We start from the raw sequence: 17,616 nt of genomic DNA on the forward strand, positions 1-17,616 counted from the left end.
AGATTCACGAGGTTTTCCCACTTCCGTTGTCGTCCGATACAAAACAAACAATTGCGAAATAAAAATATGGCAACACATTTTTGAATTGTCAGAAAACTGGAAAGTACAGAGAAGAAGTTTTGAAGCTAGTTCGAAGCGTATTCTCAGCCACATTTGGAATTTGAAGAAGAAGTGGAACTTGTAGTATGGGAAAGCGATCTACGCGCTTTCGCATTTATCTTAGATGCTTGCAGAGAGAAGCAGTGGCGAGTATGATGGATGTCAGTGCTTTTCAAAGCTACCTTGACCTCCTCGACACAGTATACAATGTTACTGATGAGAAATCACTCCGTGAACAATACGCGAATGACATTTATCAAATTTCTGAAATATTCTTGCCAGAGAATGGGGAGTCAGGGATTCTGGAAGAAAAAATACATGGAAAGAATTTCATAAGCAGGAAAAAGTGCTCGACGCAAACGAGTTTATTGAGAGCTACACCATAGAAGATTTTGTCGAATTGATTGTATGCATGTATAGTTATCTGAAAGAATCGCAGCAAAAGACAGATCTGATATATTGAGAAGTCTTAGGCTTCTAGTTAGTATTTGAGATATCGACTGCATTCCGAATTCCGATCTCTTTCTAGAAGCAATTCGATACTATTTGTCTATTGGAGATCCATTTAATATTAGGGGCAGGGAAGTAATAGAAAGTTGGCTTAACACTTGAAAAGCCAAATGTCGTTTTGGAGTCAATTGAAGGTTTTGAATTTTCGAATAAAGACCGTTGGATCTTCTGCTATTATGAAGCACTTCCTGAAACAGAAAATTACTAAAATAGATACGAGTAATTTATGCGTACGAGACAAATTCCGTAGAGGCCAAGAATCTTCCAAGAGACTGGAATTATCTTACAAAATATACTTCTCAGGATAATAAAGCAGTTGAAACTGTACTACAAACACTAGTAGAGAGAGCAAAAGAAAATCCCGATGTTATTTCCGCACTGGATATGTTATTTCTAAGTTTTGAAAATATTGAGTCTCTCATAAGAGAGTACTCCAGAAGAAGTGTTTGGAAGCGGTAAAAAAAGCCTACCTTTTAGTTTCTGCAAAAAGAAATCATACTGACTATAAGGGCACCACCCTCTAATCTTTTACTTGATCGAGACATTGATTTTATCGAGGAGTTTATAAATTCAATGTATCCCGAGGATACTGATTATATAAACGAGAGAGGGGACAATCGTGATTTTGCCTTCGTTTGGGATCGTGATGATTATATAAAGATTATCGATTTAGCGGTTGATCAAGTATATATGAATGAACAAAAGTCCAAAGCGTTTTGGGAGAGTAAATTACAAATATTTTTTGATGCCAATTTCAAAGAAAACACATCAAAAGAAGTCCAAGAGAAACAAATCCAATATCTGAAAGAATGCATCTCAAGTAAGTGTGAACAGATTCTAATTCCTTCAGTTTATTTTCCAAAATCATTAAAAAAGCTTCCTTCCAAAAAACGTCGAAATCTTATCGAATTATTTCTTAAGTCGGTAATCCAAGTACGTATGGACGATTTTAAAACTCTTCAGCTTGAGCCCAGTTCATGGGGTGGTGTTGGTAGCATGGTACCAGTTTTTTCGGGTAGAATTAAGTTTTTCGAATCATTATTACCACTGATGAATAGTGCAGATTTACTTTCTCACAAACAACTTATTGAAACCAAAATTGAAAGCTTGGAAGTAGATCTTCAAAGAGAGAAAAAGAGAGACTTTTTGAGTAGATTGATCTTTAAAATTTCAATTCTTTAACCAAATGGAAGTTGCTACCAATATCATCATAAAGCTGAATCGAAGTGAAAATTGAGTATAACAACGGTTTCAACGCGGACTTGGCCACTGTTTGCCCTTTTTAAAATTTGTCCGACGAATAGCGTCAGTCTAGATTTTTGAATCTGACATAGGATGTCCCAGTAATGCAAGCCGGTTATGCTCGCAGGCCGTTATAAGGCAGAAACATATAGAAAAATGTTTGAACACAGGATGATATTTTTACAGCAATTTGATTAAGGAGTCATGCTATGAAAAACTTTATCAAATCTCATCCCATTATAAGCTACACCCTAATTACATTTGCTCTTTCCTGGTTCTTTTGGGGTAGTTCAATAGTTGTAAACTTTTCTGATGATATTTTTCTTGGCGTAATTTTAGTTGGGGGATTTGGGCCTGCCATTGCGGCTTTTATCATGATGCACATTCAGTCAGAAAAGAAAATAACCCTAGGCAGCAACAGGTTATTCTGGTCGTTTTCCTTTATTGCTATTGTAGTAGTTGTTGTTACATATTTTTTAGTTCAGGGTTCCACCGATGAGGCTTGGGGAACTAGTATTTGGTCTGGCTTAAAGGAACCAGGATTACTAGCTATATTCCTCATCACAGCTTGTTGTCTTTTTTGGGGGCTCCTGGTTAGTAATGCTTACAATGGAGATCTTAAGGAGAATTTTCTAACCTCTTTTCTATTTCAGAATAAAAAAATCAAATGGTATGTCTTTGCTTTATTACTTTTTCCGGCAATTTATTCGTTAAGTTTTGGTGTCGGCAAACTATTAAACTTTAACACAACAGAAGCAATATTTTCTCCTGATACTAATTTTTTTATAAGTTTCATACTTACCTTCATTTTTACGGGTGGCAATGAAGAGTTTGGGTGGAGAGGATTTTTTCAAAAAGAATTACAAAAAAAATACTCTCCGCTGTTCAGTGCTTTTGTTATAGCGATCGTTTGGGTTCTTTGGCATTTACCCTTGCACTATAATGGATTTTATCCCTCTGAATTTAGCTTTACTTCCCGTTTTGCACTGGGATTTCAAATGGCTTTACTGTATACCTGGCTGTATAACAAATCCGGCTATTCTCTCCTGAGTGTCGTTATACTTCACGCTATGTATAATAATGTGTCAGATATCTTTGGATCTTCATATGTGCCTGCCATGTCGATAGGAATCGTGCTAGTATTAATTTTTATTATCGAGGATAAAATGTGGGTTAAAAAGAGCTATCATGATAATATTTATCAGTCAAGTGCTTTAAGCCAAGAATCTACGTAGCTACAATCCCATTTTTAATTATGCCATATAACCCACGCTCCAACGGGACACACCTCGCCCGGGCTTGCCACTTATCTGGCTTTTTAACTCTTCGTTCATTTTATCTAATAAATCAACATTCATTCGCGTGCAGCTTATGCGCAATGTCGTTATATGGCTTAAGTAGCTATCAAAACAGTAAGGGGGCTTCGGTAAGTTACTTTCATTTGAGAGCGATTTTCTTCAAGTTGCCCTTATGATTTATCAGAATAACCTGAAGAAAACGTATGACCGAAGTTAGTATAAGATCAACCGCATTGGGGTTATGCCAATGTTAGTGCCCATTTTAAATATCATAAATACATTATGGAAAAAGACGACATTAAATTTACCGCCAAGCATTTAGCTAAAAAACTTAAACTGCGAAATGCAAATTCCGAAGTCGTAAAAAGACATAATAAACTAAAGGAAATCTATGATGATGACCCAGAAAAAGCGTTAATCATAGATTCAGCAGTAGTTGAAGGTGAAAACTTGGATGATCCATTTCATTCTAAAGTTCTAATGAATGATGAGCTAAAATTACCACTTAAAACGGGTCTCCATAGAGCTGTGGGCGGTGACCACGATTACTCAACACCCGGAGACATTTTATGTGCCGCATTGGCTGTTTGTTTGGAAAGTACCATAAGAATGATTGCAGATAGATTAGAAATTCAATTGGATCACACAAAAGTGTCAGTTGGAGCCCATCTTGATGTTCGTGGCACATTAAGGTTTAATGACTCTGTTCCTGTAGGATTTCAAAAAATAAATGTGGAGGTAGAATTAGGTTCAGACAATGTAGGAGAAAAGGTTATAAATACTTTATTTAGTGCTGCAGTAAAAAGTTGCGTGGTCTATCAAACTTTAAAACCTGGTATTCCAATAGAAAAAAACTTGAAAATAATGTAAACCAATCTTGAATTGTCATAAACACCGGCTATAGCAAACAAGATCTGCCATATAACCCGCGCATTAACGCGTACGCACCTCGCCAATTCCTTGCCAGCTCTTGGTTTTAAGGCTCCTCTTTCGTTAGTTGCTAATTTAACATTAATCCGTGCGCAGGTTATGCGCAATGTCGTTAACTGTCGATGCCTTTATTCAATCAACCATAACTAGCAGTAAATGAATACCCTCAATAATATTAGCTGTATAACCTTGACCTTACTTATGATGTGGGGTTGTAGCATACAAGATCAGGATGAATATCGAGTGGAGATTACCGCATATGACTACGCATTTCAGGCTCCTGAGGAACTACCCTCTGGATGGATCACCTTTATTTTAAATAATGAACAAGCTCATGAAATTCATGAATTAAGTTTTGCCCGCCTCCCCGAAGACATTACCTACAAAGAGTATCTGGATGAATATGTTGGAGCATGGGAAATTTTATTGGAGGAATTTCAGGCTGGTGAAGTTGAACGATCCGGTATTTCGACAGCGAGTAAATGAACTGTTGCCAGACTGGGCTGATGCCGTGAAATATGTGAACGCCCGGGGACTGGTTTCTCCGGGACGATCAGCCGAAAAAACCGTTTATCTGGAACCGGGATTGTATGCTGTGGATTGCTGGGTTAAAACGGAAGATGGTATTATTCACCTCAGTAATGGCATGACGCGGTCTCTTACTATAACGGAGGAGTCTACGAACAGCCCTGAACCTTCTGTCGAATAATATTATTACACTGAAAGAAAATGAAATCGATATTAATTGGAATGCACAAGTCGGTTTCCATTCTTTTGCTGTACTCATGGAAGCAGATTCTTTGGGAAATCCAGTTCATAATAATATCCATCTGATCAAAACAGAGGAAAGTACCAATCTGAATGAAGTAAATACATGGATGGATTGGTACAAAGTTGGAGGACTCAGAGCTCCCGCTCCGGCTGATTTCCTTGGGGGTGTTAGTACTTATAATGCCATTCCCGGTGAAAGTGCTACTTACTTCTCTTTAGAAATTGATGAACCTGGAGAATATGCTTGGATCGTTCAGGGACCGGAAGGTGAACAATTGTGGAAGACGTTCAATATTCCATAAAACGGTCTAAATCTTGTAAAATTCCTCTTTGTTGTACCTGATTTAGAAATACGTGACAGTTAACAAGCGATTCGTGCAGACCGGTTCAAGATTTTGCCCTACTTCAATGTTGGTCGCCCTGAAAGCTTCCCCTCAAACAGCCACGCCCATGATCACGGAAGAGATCAAAAATGCCGGTTAAACAACTTGCTGTGAAGACTAAAAACCCAATCCCCCTCAACTCTCCAGCAGAACAGGACAAAACAGAATTCCCAGAATAGAATCCAAATAACTGGCCGCCAGCGGCTGCCTTGGGCCTACCTTGTCAAGAACCTCCTGCTTCAACGTAGGATATCCGCTGAATCCCTCACATTAATAACGCGATCGGCTTTTGTTGGCAAATCGTACCAGGGAAAGCATCACCGGTACTTCAATCAGAACCCCGACCACGGTTACCAGGGCTGCGCCTGACTGGAGGCCGAACAGTGCAATGGCAACGGCCACAGCCAGCTCAAAAAAGTTGCTGGCGCCGATCATTGAGCCGGGGGCGCACACCTTGTAGGGCAGCCCGATCCACTTTCCGCCATACCAGGCGATCGCAAAGATGAAATAGGTTTGAATAAGTAATGGAATGGCTATAAAGAAGATGGCGGTGGGCTGATCAATAATCCTGTCTCCCTGGTAGGCAAATAACAGTATGAGCGTAATCAGCAGGGCTGAAACTGACACCGGCTTGAACTTTGGCAGAAAGCGGTTGAGGTACCAGTCTTCCCCTCTTCTTTTAACCAGTATTTTATGTGTCAAATATCCGGCGGCCAACGGAACCACCACAAATACAAGCACGGAAGCCACCAGCGTGCCATACGGGATGGTGATATCGGTAATGCCAAGCAATAATCCCACGATGGGAATGAACAGAATTAAAATCAGCAGGTCGTTCACCGAAACCTGCACGAGGGTGTAGTTGGGATCACCATCCGACAGATACGACCAGACAAAAACCATCGCCGTACAGGGAGCAGCCCCCAGTAAAATAGCCCCGGCGATGTACTGATCCGCCAGTTCCGGGCTCAACCATGCCGAATACAAATGATCGAAAAAGATCCAGGCGAAAAAGGCCATGGTGAAGGGCTTTATGGCCCAGTTGATGATGACGGTCCAAACCACCCCCTTGGGCGATTTACCGATCTCTTTGAGTGATCCGAAATCAATTTGAAGCATCATCGGGTAGATCATCATCCAGATCAGGATGGCGACCGGTATGTTGACCTTGTAGATCTCCCACTTGCTCAGCTCTTCTATGCTGTCACCGGCCAGGTAGCCGACCCCGATTCCTATGGCTATACAGAGCAATACCCATACCGTCAGGTATCGCTCAAAAAACGCCATTTTCTTTTCGTTACCGCTCATGCTGAAGTTTTTATAGAGATGTTAAAATTCCGATTCACGCCAACTCTTTCTCGCCCGGAAAAGCCATGCTATGTGCTACCGAGTCGCCATGAATCCAGGGAATGGAATAGAGCTGGTTGGCTTTCTCATTTTGAATGGTTTCCAGGATGGGCAACTCTTCTTTTGCCCGCTGCACCAGCAGGGGATCACTCACCTCGGTTGCAGAGAGACTCTGATTGACGATCCACCCATAGGGCTCAATATCGGCCCGGCGCAAATCTTCCTGAAGGTGCGCCGCTTCGTTCACCGGCGTGGTTTCGGGCAGCGTTACAATCAGCAGCCGGGAGTGTTCCGGATCCTGCAGATACATGTAGGGGGTTTTCAAGTGGCTTGCATCCATATTCGTGTTTCGCATGATCTCCCGGTGATAGCTGCCTGCCGTATCAAGCAAAAGAAGCGTGTGCCCTGTCGGGGCTGTATCTACCACCACAAACTGGCGTTTCGCTTTTTGGATGGCTTTGGAGAATGCGTGAAAGACGGCGACTTCTTCGGTGCAGGGAGACTCCAGATCTTCCCGAAGGAGCTTGCGTCCCTCTTCATCCATATTTTTCCCCTTCTGGCTCATCACCTTTTCGATGTAGTTTTGTGTCTCCTTCTTAGGATCAATGCGATCAACGGTGAGATGATCTTTGGCGTCCTTATCTCCCAAATGATCCATGAGATGTGCAGCCGGATCGGTGGTGGTGAGATGAACCGGATATCCCTTATCTGCAAGTTTCAGGGCCACGGCAACGGCTACGCTCGTTTTTCCAACACCGCCTTTGCCCATGGTCATGATCAAACCATGGTCCTGCCGCGTGAGGTCTTCTATCAGGTCATTCAGACCGGGTAATGTGGCGAGCGGCTCTTTTTTCAGATCATCGGAATGACTGGCCATGATCTCGTCTTTCTCAAGCGGTTCGAATACTTTTCGAAGCTTATCAATGCCGAGAATGTTATACGGGCGAAGCGGAAATATCTCCCGGTCCAGGTGTTGAATGCTCTCCGGCATCTGTTCGATGGCCTGATCGGCGGTTTTCTTCATTTCCAATGCGACAGGATCGCCTAAATCCAAGGGCTCAAAATATCCGTTGATCAGCAGCAGTTGACTCGAAAGTCCAAGATCATCCAGTTCCCTGCTCGATCTGGCGGCTTCTTTAAGGGCGGACGTTTCGGGGCGGCTCACCAGGTAAACCGTGGTGGCATCCCCATCGCGAAGCCGGCTTACCACTTTCTCGTATAGTTCCTTGCTGCTTTTGAGAGAGGAGGTTGGACCCAGGCAGGAAGCGCCCTCCGGATTTTTATCAATGAAGCTGCTCCACGCCGCCGGCAGTTCCAGCAAACGCAGTGTGTGCCCCGTGGGAGCGGTATCAAATACCACGATATCATAGTCCTCGCCTTCGTGCTCGCCGGCTACGAAGCGGGAAAATTCATCGAAAGCGGCGATTTCGGTGGTGCAGGCCCCGGAAAGCTCTTCTCTTATTTTATTGAGCTGATCGGCTCCGAGCACATCCTCAAGGGGTTCCAGCGTGCGGTTTCGATACTCTTCAGCCGCAATTTCAGGATCAATATTGATGGCCTCCAGGCCGCTTACGCCTTCAATGGGCTGAACCTTATCGTTTACGTTGCTCTGCAGCACATCACCCAGGTTCGACGCCGGATCGGTACTGATCAGCAGCACGCGATTTCCTTCATCCGCCAGCTTCACCGCCGTGGCACATGCAAGCGTCGTTTTTCCAACGCCACCCTTGCCGGTAAAAAAGATGTATGGGGTAATCTTGGATAACATAGTGAAACCTCTTGATGGTTCTTATGACTTGTTCATATAATTTGATATCACATCAGCAGCATCCGCTTCCGGGAGCGCAGCCGTTGGATGGCTGAGAAGATACTCCCAGCAATTTGTTTGCCAGTTGTACCATATCGGAAGCCGGACTTTCTTTTACCTGCTGAGCCATCTGCAGTGTCCGGGCAAGGTCCTCTTTGGCAATGCCCAGTTTTTCTGCCTCTTTGTAATGGTGCTTCAGACACGGTTCGCAATTAGATGCCAGTGAAGCCGCTATCGCCACCAGTTCATTAATCCTGGCATTGTAGATGGACTCATGTGGTTTTTCTGCAGCTCCTTTTTCATTGCTTTTGGATTTTTCATCCAGCTGGCACAGATCTATTAGCAGCGCACGTGTGGGATAATCTCCTTCCAGCTCCAGCTTACCGTTTACGACGATAATCGGAAGAATATCGGTTCCCATTTTTTGAATACGCGTGATCACCTCAGGGTGATTTTTAAACGCTTCAGCCTCCTGCCCCAGGTTATATCGCTGTACTTCAACCCCCTGGCTTTTCAGCCATTTCAGGTCGTTATTAAAATCCACCAGTTTTTGATCCACCTCCGGTCCGCACACGCCCGTGCTGCAACACATTGGAGGATCGTACACTTCAATTTTGGTTTGTTTGTCCGTTTGGATAGTCATGATTTCCGAATTAGATATTTGACTAATTAAAATTTTTCGTTGAGTGGTTCATGAATTTTTCCCGTATTTCAAGGCGAGGGCCATCTGCCCGGCATGGTAGGCGGTATGCGTTGCAATACGGCCGAGGGCTTCAGCTTTTGCAACGGTGCCAAACTCCGCTGTGGTGACTTCTTCCTTCCAATCTTCAATCTCGCTGATTGCTTTTCCAAGTTCCTCTCCGGCTTTGTCAATCAGGCCCAGAAGTGGATTGAGTTCCTTAAACTGTCCCCGGTCTTTGGCGATTGAGCCAATAGTTTGTGCTTTTACTTCCAGTTCACGTCCAAAAACATTCTTGGCAAATAACAACTCTACTTCCGCGATATGACGCAGTAACCAGCCAACGGATGCCGCATCAGGATGCAACCTTTTGGCAAGGTCCGATTCATCAATAGAACCAAGCTGATCGGTCAGGCGGGTACGCCCCATTTTCCACATTGCCAGTTGCATATCTTTCATTGTGCCCTTCTCTGTTTTTCGTTCATCCGCCCTTTCGCAGCATGTCCGCGAAGGGATTCGGCAACGGACTTTCTTCAATGGCTTGTGCCGCTTTTTCCACCTCATAGTCAACCCGGATAAAGGCTACCTGAAGGCTGTCTGGATTCTTCAAGTTCAGTTCGCCATCCCACTCCAACATCACGTAGCAGGCTCGCGGGTCTCCGTCTTTCGGTTTCCCTACCGAGCCGATGTTAAGGGCATGGCGATAGGATCCGTCTTCATCCTCTAAAATTTTGTGATAGGGTTTGTGCGTATGGCCGAACGCCATCACCTGTGCGTTGGAACCTTTCATCATGCGCAGCAGGCTTTTATCCTTCCGGTCTTCAAACAGGTACTCGTTGATCTTTCGCGGACTACCATGCACCAGCAGCAGGTTCCAGGGATCGCCGTTCACGCCGAATTCAAGGCGCAGGTGAGCCGGAAGCGAATTCAAATACGCCCGGTTTTCATCACGGATGACCTTGTTCGTATAGGCGATGGATGCTGCGCCTCGCGCCTTATCCTCTTCGGTTTGATAGGCGCAGCCGCAATCGTCACTGTTCAGGCCCACCCCCTGATCGTAATTCCCTGCGATCGCCGGAATCCCTCTTTCCCGAATGAATTCGGTTACCTCATTGGGCCAGGTGGCATATCCCACCAGATCACCCAGGCAATAGATGGCATCCGGCGCCCGTGCGCTGATGTCGTCCATGACAGCTTCAAGTGCGGGAAGATTTGCGTGTATGTCACTGAAAAGAGCGATTTTCATATTGGCGCGATTTGTTACCGGTCGTAAATTCCTATTGGGTTGTCGGGATCACCATCGTATTGGTCTTTCCGCCTTCGATAACTCGCCGGACGGTGCTGCCCAAAATATGGTCGGAAATAAAATTTTGGCCCTGGGCGCCCATCACCACCAGAGATACCGAATACTCGTTCATAGCTTTGATGATCTCCTGGGAAGGAACTCCGGTCGTAATGTTTATATCAATGGCCGCCTCCGTAATTTTTTGGAGATCCTCTTTCAGCCGCTCAAGCCTGGATTGGTCGATGTCATTGAATTTTTGAATGTCCGCATCATCGCGATGCTTCATCACTTCACGGTTTTGCACGTGCATTAACAAAATGTGTTCGGCCTTCGGAGCTACCTGCTTCTTGAAATGATAAAAGGCTTGTTCCGACGACTCCGAAAAATCGGTTGCAAACAAGACCTTCCGATTTATTTCATGGCAATAAAACTCACATTTTGCGGGATCACCGTTTTCTTCCAGCTTATCAATGAGCTGAATTAGGAGAATGGGATTTTTCCCATATCGCAATACCTGGTCAGCCGTGCTGCCGATCAGAACATTCTTGGCAAATCCCATCCCTTTGGTTCCAATTATAATCAGGGTTCCCGGATCTTCCTGGGCATACTGAACCAGCTCCCGGGCGGGTTGACCTTCTTTGAGGACAATTTCTGTCTTGAAGCCTCTCTCCTCTAACCGTTCCTTGAGCTGATTTAACTTTTGCTTGGTGTTATCAATAAAGGTGATGCCTGCAAAATTCATGTAGCTTACTCCAAGGGCATGAAACAGGGTGATTTCATCAATACCCAGAGCCTTATACTGATCGGTGCAGTCAAGCAGCAGATCTGCCGCTTCTGAAAGGTCGGTAGCTAAAAGGGCCTTTTCTTTCATGGTTTCCTCAAGTTTAACAATGACAGCTAACAACAGTTTGCCTGATCAGGAGTAAATTCCTCGAACCACTGGTCCATCAGCTCCTTCAGTTCACGCATCGTTTCCGGGTGGATGCAATAGCAGGTGCGGGGGCCCTCCACCTCGCCTTTAATGAGGCCGGCTGTTTTAAGCACTTTCAGATGCTGCGAGACGGTGGATTGAGCCAGCGGCAATTCGCTGGTTATATCCCCGCAAATGCAACTTTCCCGCTTGCTCAGAATTTCCAATATGGCCAATCTCGCCGGATGAGATATGGCCTTTGCAAGCTCAGCCGCCTTTACGTGTTTTTCTTTGAACAGGGATGCTTTGGTATGTGCCATAATCGTATATCGTAATTGAACGATTAAAGGTACGACGTCCTATTGGAATTGTCAACCCGAATGGTCTTTACATCAAGTGATTGACGGGCAAATTCTGGTAAAGCCCCATATAGCCGTGTACGCCTGTTGGAGGTGCCTGGACCGGGAGCCGGAACAGATTCAGCAGTTCTGCAAGAAGTGAGGTACCAGCGAGCCGTTTGGCCATAGGTGCCTTTGATGAGAAAGGTATATCGCCGGGCGGTCTGAATGAGCAAATCAGAGTGACTTGCCCGCCAGATGGCAGCAAAATCCGGCCCCTTCAGAGCCTCCAGTGGATAAATCAACTCCCGGCCTCCGCGAAATTCAAAAAAGTACTTCAAAGAACGTATCTTGATGAATCAACTCACGGAATGAGGATTTAGTTTGGAAACCTCTGGGCAACGAAATCAATAAATCAGACGAGACATGAAGAAGGATTTTACCGCTAGAATTGTCGGCCTGCCCGAAGTGTATGAGATGGCCTATGTTATCTCTCAAAAGGTAACGGAAAGCAATCTGAAATTTGATGTAATCGTTGGCATCGCACGCGGCGGTTTCCCTCCCGCACGGTTTGTATGTGACTTTCTGAATATTAAAACACTTACATCCGTACAGATACGTCACTACACAGGTGGCGCCAAGGAAAAGAAAGATATTGAAATAACGGACGCCGTTGGCATCGACCTGCAGGACAAGAACGTCCTGATCGTGGATGACGTCAACGACTCGGGCAAAACCCTCACCGCCGCCGTGAACCATATCAAAGCAAAGGGAGCCTCGGAGTTCAAAACAGCCGTTTTACACGAAAAGGACAACACCTCATTGAAGGCTGATTTCGTGGGAGGTTATCTCGACGATTGGAAGTGGCTCATCTACCAGTGGGCGGCAACAGAAGACCTGGTGGAATTCCTGCAGGGGGATGATATGCTGACAGCCGGCCAGCAAGAAATTCGCTCGCATCTTGAAGACACCTATGAGCTTGAAGTATCAGGAGAGCTCATTGAAAAGGTGATGGCTATGAAAGGTAATTACCTCCGATAACCACATTCACCCATTAATTTTTGATATGATGTTTGATTATACCGCGACCTACACCGACCAGTACCAGGTTACGATGTCCCAGGTCTATTTTCACAAAGGGATGAGAGATGAGACGGCCATTTTTGACTATTTTTTTCGAAAATTACCGTTCGAAGGTGGTTATGCCGTATTTGCCGGTCTCGAAGATCTTCTGAATGCCCTTGAAAATTTCCGCTTCGACCAAAAAGACCTGGCGTTTTTGGAAAAGGAAGGGATGGACCGGGATTTTCTCGACTATCTTGAAGACTTCCGGTTTACGGGAAATATATATGCCGCAAAGGAGGGCGACCTCATCTTTCCCAACCGGCCGGTGCTTAGTGTGGAAGCACCCATTATTGAAGCACAGCTTCTTGAGACGCTCACCCTTAATACGCTCAACTACCAGTCCTTGATCGCCACCAAAGCCAGCAGAATGAGGCTATCGGCCGGAAACCGTAAACTTGTGGATTTTGGATTGAGACGGGCTCCGGAACCGGCGGATATTCGGCCAGCCGCGCAGCCGTCATCGGCGGATTTGACGCCACCAGCAATGTGCGCAGCGGACGCGATTACGGCATCCCGATATCGGGCACCATGGCCCACTCATTCGTGCAGCGCTACGATAAGGAGATAGATTCGTTCCGGGATTTTGCTGAAATACGCCCCCACGACGCTGTATTTCTTGTGGATACCTACGACACGTTAAAAAGCGGGGTGCCGAATGCGATTACGGTGGCGAAAGAGATGGAAGAGCGCGGTGAAAAACTCAAAGGCATCCGGCTCGACAGCGGTGACCTGGCCTGGCTGGCCAAAGAATCACGGGAAATGCTGGATGAAGCCGGGCTGGACTATGTTAAAATTGCGGCCTCCAACCAGATTGATGAGCATATAATCAAGAGCCTGCTCAGCCAGCAAGCTCCCATCGACCTGTTTGGGGTGGGCACGACGCCTAATGCACGCCTCGTTTTGGATGGAGAAGAAGAGCGTGGAGTAGACGCCGTAGCGGTCCTGTGCAAACCAGTTGGAGATGTCCGGCTGGTGCTCTTCTGTCCGGAAGCCGTGGATCTCCGTTTCGCTGTAGATGGGTACCTTCTGGCGGGCCAGGATTTTCCGTACGTCGTTGGTGTATTCTTCGATGCTGAGGATGATGAGCAGTTTCATAGTCAGGCGGTTTCGTTGTTGCAGATGTGAATCCCTTTCTGCGTCTACTGAAATAGATCAGGGGAACCATGATCAGGGTCAGGGCTGTAGAGGCGACCGCGCCGCCCATCAGGGAGATGGCCAGTCCCTGGAAGATGGGGTCAAACAGGATCACGACCGCCCCGATGACCACCGTGCCGGCTGTCAGCAAGAATGGGCATGCTGCGGACGGCGCCGGCCTCGATGACCGCCTGCTTGAGCGAAATCCCGTCCTTGAGTCGCAGGTTGATGAAGTCGATCAGCAGCACGGAGTTACGCACCATGATGCCGGCCAGGGCGATCATGCCAATCATGGAGGTGGCCGTAAAGAAGGCGCCCAGCAGCCAGTGGCCGATCATGATGCCCACCAGTGACAGCGGTATGGCGATCATCATGATAATGGGCACCTTGAAGTCCTGGAACCAGCCGATGATCAGCATGTAGATGATCACCAGCACCACGGCGAAGGCGATGCCCAGGTCGCGGAATACCTCGTAGGTGATCTGCCACTCGCCGTCCCACTTGAGCGTGTAATCCTCCTGCATGAAGGGCTGCCCGGCGAAGATCTGCTCCAGGCTGTAGCCCGCCGGCATGTCGATCTCCGCGATCTGCTCGCCGGCGTCCAGGATGGCGTAGACGGGACTCTCGATGGCGCCGGCGACCTCGGCGGTCACGTACATGACGCGCCGCTGGTTCTTGCGGTGGATGCTGGGCTCGAGCGTTTCCTCCCGCACGCTGACCAGGTCCGCAACCGGCACCATGCTGCCCGGATGCCGACTGCATGTAGAGCTCGCTGGAGCTGCGGAATGCCGGAGCGATCCGCCTTCGGGAAGCTCCAGGACGATGGGAATCTCGTTGACCTCCCGGTCGCTGTACAGGCGCGAGACCGGCATGCCCTCCAGGGCCATGGTCACCGTCTCCACCACCTGCCCGGAGGGAATGCCCGAGAGCATGGCCTTCTCGGTGTTCACGTCCAGCCGGTACTTGGATCTGCGGCGCCTCCACGCATCCAGTCCACATCCACCACGCCTTCCATGCTCGCGGAAAATGTCCATGACCTGGCCGGCGACGCGTGCGCGCTGCGTCGCTGTCCGGGCCGTAGATCTCGGCCACCAGGGTGGACAGCACCGGCGGGCCGGGCGGGACCTCCACCACCTTGATGTTGGCGTCGTACTTGCGGCCCGACCTGTTGAACGATGGGACGAATGCGCTTGGCGATGGCGTGGCTCTGATCGCTTCGCTCGCCTTTCTCCACCAGGTTGAGCTGGATGTCGGCAACGTTGGCGCTGCCGGCGCAGGTCGTAGTGGCGCACCAGTCCGTTGAAATTGATGGGCGCGTTAAGCCCCGCATAGATCTGGTAGTCCTTCAGCTCGGGCAGGTCCTTCAGGCTGATGCCCACCTCCCGCGCCACGGCGTTGGTGCGCTCCAGGGTGGTGCCCTCGGGCATGTCGATGATGAGCTGCACCTCGTTCTTGTTGTCGAAGGGCAGCATCTTCACCTCCACCATGCGGAAGTACAAACAGCAGCGTGGAGGCCAGCAGCAGGAGCGTCACCCCGCCGATGAACATCCAGCGGTAGGTCGCCTGTTCCAGGAGCGGCTCGCATGGTTCCGCGCAGTACCATCGGTAGATGCGCGTGTCTTCCAGCCGGTAGGCCTTTTCGCTGCCGCTCCTCATCCTTTTCCGGCTTGACATGCGGCAGCAGCTTGTAGGCCAGCCACGGGGTTATCACCAGGGCCACAATCAGCGAGAAGATCATCGCCAGGGAGGCCCCGATGGGCATGGGACTCATATAGGGTCCCATAAGCCCCGATACAAAGGCCATGGGCAGCACGGCGGATATCACCGTGAAGGTGGCCAGGATGGTGGGGTTGCCCACCTCGTTGATGGAGGCGATGGCAGCCTGCTTGAAGGGCAGCTTCCTCATCTTGAAGTGCCGGTGCATATTTTCGGCTACGATGATGGAGTCGTCCACCACGATGCCGGTCACGAAGACCAGCGCGAAGAGGGTGATGCGGTTCAGCGTGTAGCCGAAGAGATAGTACAGAAAAAGGGTCAGGGCGAAGGTGACCGGCACTGAGAGGAAGACCACCAGTCCGCCCCGCCATCCCATGGCCAGGGCCACGACGACGGTCACGGCCAGGATGGCCGCCAGCAGGTGTTCCAGCAGCGAAAGCACCTTGTTGGCCGCCGTCTCCCCGTAGTTGCGGGTGGTGGTCACGGTGATGTCGGAAGGTATGAGGCTGCCCTCCAGCAGCGCGATCTTCTCCTCCACCTGCCCGGCGATGTACATGGCGTCCGCCCCGGGGCGCTTGGCCACCGAAATGGTCACGGCGGGAAAGGACTCGCCCGGCATCAGATCACCTTTTCCCGCGGCCGCCCTTCCCAGCCCGTAGGAAACATAGTCTGTGGGCTCACCGGGACCGTCGCTTACCGTCTGCGATGCTGCCCAGGTAGATGGGGTCGCCGTTGCGCACGTCGACCACCAGGCTGCGCACCTCCTCGGCGTCGCGGAAGAAGTCGCCCGTGTCTACCAGGTAGCTGGTGTCGGCCCGGTCAAAGGAGCCCGAACGAAAGCTCCCGGTTGGCCGCGCGGATCTGGCCGGCCACCTGCATGGGATCGATGCCGTAGGAGGCCATCCTGGCCTTGTCGAGCTGCACGCGAACCTGCCGGGTTCGTCCCCCGTGCAGGCTGGTCTGCGCCACGTCGTCGATTTTCTTGATCTCCAGGGCCAGCTCGTCGGCCACCCGCCGGATCTGGTAGTCGTCGTAGCTGCGGCTCCACAGGGTCAGCGTCATGATGGGCACGTCGTCGATGGAGCGCGGTAATTTAACGATTAAAAGTACGGCGTCTTTTCAGATTTGTCAATCGTTTTCGCACAAATTGACCAAAAAGACGTGGAGTTTCGCGACTCTCTTGATGACTTCCGGTGCTAGCTCACCAGCAGCAGCGGACATTTCACGTTGCGCAGCAGCGAATCGAGGTACTTGCTCACCACCTCCATCCCCTTCGGCAGGACCAACAGCCCGCACCGTTGCCTGTAGACGACGTCCATAAAACTGCCCAGGTCGGCATGGGGCATGGCCTGCACGTCTGCGAAGACCCGGTGCCGGTCCAGCACGTCGCGAACTTCGACGCGCCGCTCCTCGGTCAACTTGTCACCCTCCCCCGTCACCAGCACGGACAGCCGGCTGTTGTCGTTTTTCGCAATCTGCAGGGCGATGGCCAGTCCTTTCCGTCCTGACGGCGATCCGTCATAGACCACCGTCAACACCGTCCCCACGTACATCCCCTTCTCCAGGATCAGCACGGGTTTGTCGGATTGCCGGATGATGGCCCGGGCCGTGGAGCCCAGCCGCCCCCTTTTGGCGTAGTTGCCTTTCAGTCCCAGCGTGATCAGGTCCGACCGCCTGGAGGCCTCCAGCACCTTTTCGTCCACCTTGCCGCTGGCGGTCTCCATGGAATAGGTTACCTGGTAATGCTGGCCCAGGTCGTGCATGCGGTCCCGGATGCGGTTGCGCAGGCGGGTCATCTTCTCCTCCACCGTGTCCCTTTCGAGGGGTCCCTCCTCCCCGGTGAGCTCGCTGATGCTGGTGGTGACCGGCAGGTCGGACAGCCGGCCCCAGAGCTCGTTCTCCACGAAGAGGCCCTTCACGTTGGCTTCCAGGATGTGGGCCAGCGTGACGGCGGCCTCCAGGGCGGCGTGGCTGTGCGGGGAGGTGTCCACCGCCACCAGGATCTCCCGCAGCACCCGTTCTTTTTCGGATTCTTCGGCCAT

19 protein-coding genes are annotated in these 17,616 nt (G+C 49.1%); 8 read left to right on the top strand and 11 right to left on the bottom strand.

The genetic code is table 11. The features are described 5' to 3' along the window. The first annotated feature begins 1,182 nt into the window (after positions 1–1,182). The 5 genes from U5K31_12190 (at position 1,183) to U5K31_12210 (ending at position 5,152) form a co-directional block, all read left to right on the top strand. Positions 1,183–1,791, top strand: coding sequence for a hypothetical protein (locus tag U5K31_12190; protein MDZ7773481.1), 609 nt, complete (start codon positions 1,183–1,185; stop codon positions 1,789–1,791). Between the two features lie 269 nt (positions 1,792–2,060). Further along, positions 2,061–3,086, top strand: a complete 1,026-nt coding sequence (locus U5K31_12195) for a CPBP family intramembrane glutamic endopeptidase (protein ID MDZ7773482.1) — start codon at positions 2,061–2,063, stop codon at positions 3,084–3,086. A gap of 345 nt (positions 3,087–3,431) precedes the next feature. Next, positions 3,432–4,019, top strand: a complete 588-nt coding sequence (locus U5K31_12200; GenBank protein ID MDZ7773483.1) for an OsmC family protein — start codon at positions 3,432–3,434, stop codon at positions 4,017–4,019. Positions 4,020–4,235: 216 nt separating this feature from the next. Then, positions 4,236–4,565: a hypothetical protein gene (locus U5K31_12205; GenBank protein ID MDZ7773484.1), complete on the top strand. Its 330-nt coding sequence runs from the start codon at positions 4,236–4,238 to the stop codon at positions 4,563–4,565. A 299-nt stretch (positions 4,566–4,864) separates the two neighbouring features. Then, positions 4,865–5,152: a hypothetical protein gene (locus U5K31_12210; GenBank protein MDZ7773485.1), complete on the top strand. Its 288-nt coding sequence runs from the start codon at positions 4,865–4,867 to the stop codon at positions 5,150–5,152. Positions 5,153–5,503: 351 nt separating this feature from the next. On the opposite strand, the gene arsB is transcribed toward U5K31_12210, so the two are convergent. From arsB to U5K31_12245, 7 genes are read right to left on the bottom strand one after another with little or no spacing between them, the layout of a single operon-like run. Then, positions 5,504–6,541, bottom strand: a complete 1,038-nt coding sequence (gene arsB / locus U5K31_12215) for an ACR3 family arsenite efflux transporter (GenBank protein ID MDZ7773486.1) — start codon at positions 6,539–6,541, stop codon at positions 5,504–5,506. 34 nt (positions 6,542–6,575) lie between these two features. Then, the gene (gene arsA / locus U5K31_12220; protein ID MDZ7773487.1) at positions 6,576–8,348 is read right to left on the bottom strand and encodes an arsenical pump-driving ATPase; all 1,773 of its coding nucleotides are present in this window, start codon (positions 8,346–8,348) and stop codon (positions 6,576–6,578) included. Positions 8,349–8,400: 52 nt separating this feature from the next. After that, positions 8,401–9,030 (bottom strand): arsenite efflux transporter metallochaperone ArsD, encoded by a 630-nt coding sequence (gene arsD / locus U5K31_12225; GenBank protein ID MDZ7773488.1) that lies wholly within the window; start codon positions 9,028–9,030, stop codon positions 8,401–8,403. A gap of 48 nt (positions 9,031–9,078) precedes the next feature. After that, complete coding sequence (locus tag U5K31_12230) at positions 9,079–9,525, bottom strand: DinB family protein (protein MDZ7773489.1); 447 nt, start codon at positions 9,523–9,525, stop codon at positions 9,079–9,081. 22 nt (positions 9,526–9,547) lie between these two features. After that, on the bottom strand, positions 9,548–10,312 hold the full coding sequence (locus U5K31_12235; GenBank protein ID MDZ7773490.1) for a metallophosphoesterase family protein: 765 nt from the start codon (positions 10,310–10,312) through the stop codon (positions 9,548–9,550). A gap of 31 nt (positions 10,313–10,343) precedes the next feature. Beyond that, positions 10,344–11,222: a universal stress protein gene (locus U5K31_12240; protein MDZ7773491.1), complete on the bottom strand. Its 879-nt coding sequence runs from the start codon at positions 11,220–11,222 to the stop codon at positions 10,344–10,346. Between the two features lie 26 nt (positions 11,223–11,248). Then, positions 11,249–11,581: a metalloregulator ArsR/SmtB family transcription factor gene (locus tag U5K31_12245; GenBank protein MDZ7773492.1), complete on the bottom strand. Its 333-nt coding sequence runs from the start codon at positions 11,579–11,581 to the stop codon at positions 11,249–11,251. A gap of 444 nt (positions 11,582–12,025) precedes the next feature. Between U5K31_12245 and U5K31_12250 the strand changes: the two genes are divergently transcribed. From U5K31_12250 to U5K31_12260, 3 genes are read left to right on the top strand one after another with little or no spacing between them, the layout of a single operon-like run. Further along, the gene (locus U5K31_12250; GenBank protein ID MDZ7773493.1) at positions 12,026–12,640 is read left to right on the top strand and encodes a phosphoribosyltransferase; all 615 of its coding nucleotides are present in this window, start codon (positions 12,026–12,028) and stop codon (positions 12,638–12,640) included. 25 nt (positions 12,641–12,665) lie between these two features. Further along, positions 12,666–13,292 carry a hypothetical protein gene (locus tag U5K31_12255; GenBank protein ID MDZ7773494.1) on the top strand — a complete coding sequence of 209 codons (627 nt, stop codon included), beginning with the start codon at positions 12,666–12,668 and terminating at the stop codon, positions 13,290–13,292. Then, positions 13,211–13,849 (top strand): hypothetical protein, encoded by a 639-nt coding sequence (locus U5K31_12260; GenBank protein MDZ7773495.1) that lies wholly within the window; start codon positions 13,211–13,213, stop codon positions 13,847–13,849. Before U5K31_12255 ends, U5K31_12260 begins: the two co-directional genes overlap by 82 nt. 110 nt (positions 13,850–13,959) lie before the next feature. Here U5K31_12260 and U5K31_12265 read toward each other — a convergent pair whose 3' ends face one another. The 4 genes from U5K31_12265 to U5K31_12280 all read right to left on the bottom strand — a co-directional run bounded on the left by U5K31_12265 (position 13,960) and on the right by U5K31_12280 (position 17,616). Continuing rightward, positions 13,960–15,357, bottom strand: a complete 1,398-nt coding sequence (locus tag U5K31_12265; protein MDZ7773496.1) for an efflux RND transporter permease subunit — start codon at positions 15,355–15,357, stop codon at positions 13,960–13,962. Beyond that, the gene (locus U5K31_12270) at positions 15,333–16,193 is read right to left on the bottom strand and encodes an efflux RND transporter permease subunit (GenBank protein ID MDZ7773497.1); all 861 of its coding nucleotides are present in this window, start codon (positions 16,191–16,193) and stop codon (positions 15,333–15,335) included. The genes U5K31_12265 and U5K31_12270 overlap by 25 nt, the downstream gene beginning before the upstream one ends. Before the next feature lie 200 nt (positions 16,194–16,393). Continuing rightward, entirely contained in the window at positions 16,394–16,645 is a 252-nt protein-coding gene (locus U5K31_12275) for an efflux RND transporter permease subunit (protein ID MDZ7773498.1), read from the bottom strand. 125 nt (positions 16,646–16,770) lie between these two features. Beyond that, positions 16,771–17,616, bottom strand: coding sequence for a universal stress protein (locus U5K31_12280; GenBank protein MDZ7773499.1), 846 nt, complete (start codon positions 17,614–17,616; stop codon positions 16,771–16,773).

Source organism: Balneolaceae bacterium (genome assembly GCA_034521445.1).
GTDB lineage: Bacteria > Bacteroidota > Rhodothermia > Balneolales > Balneolaceae > JAXHMM01.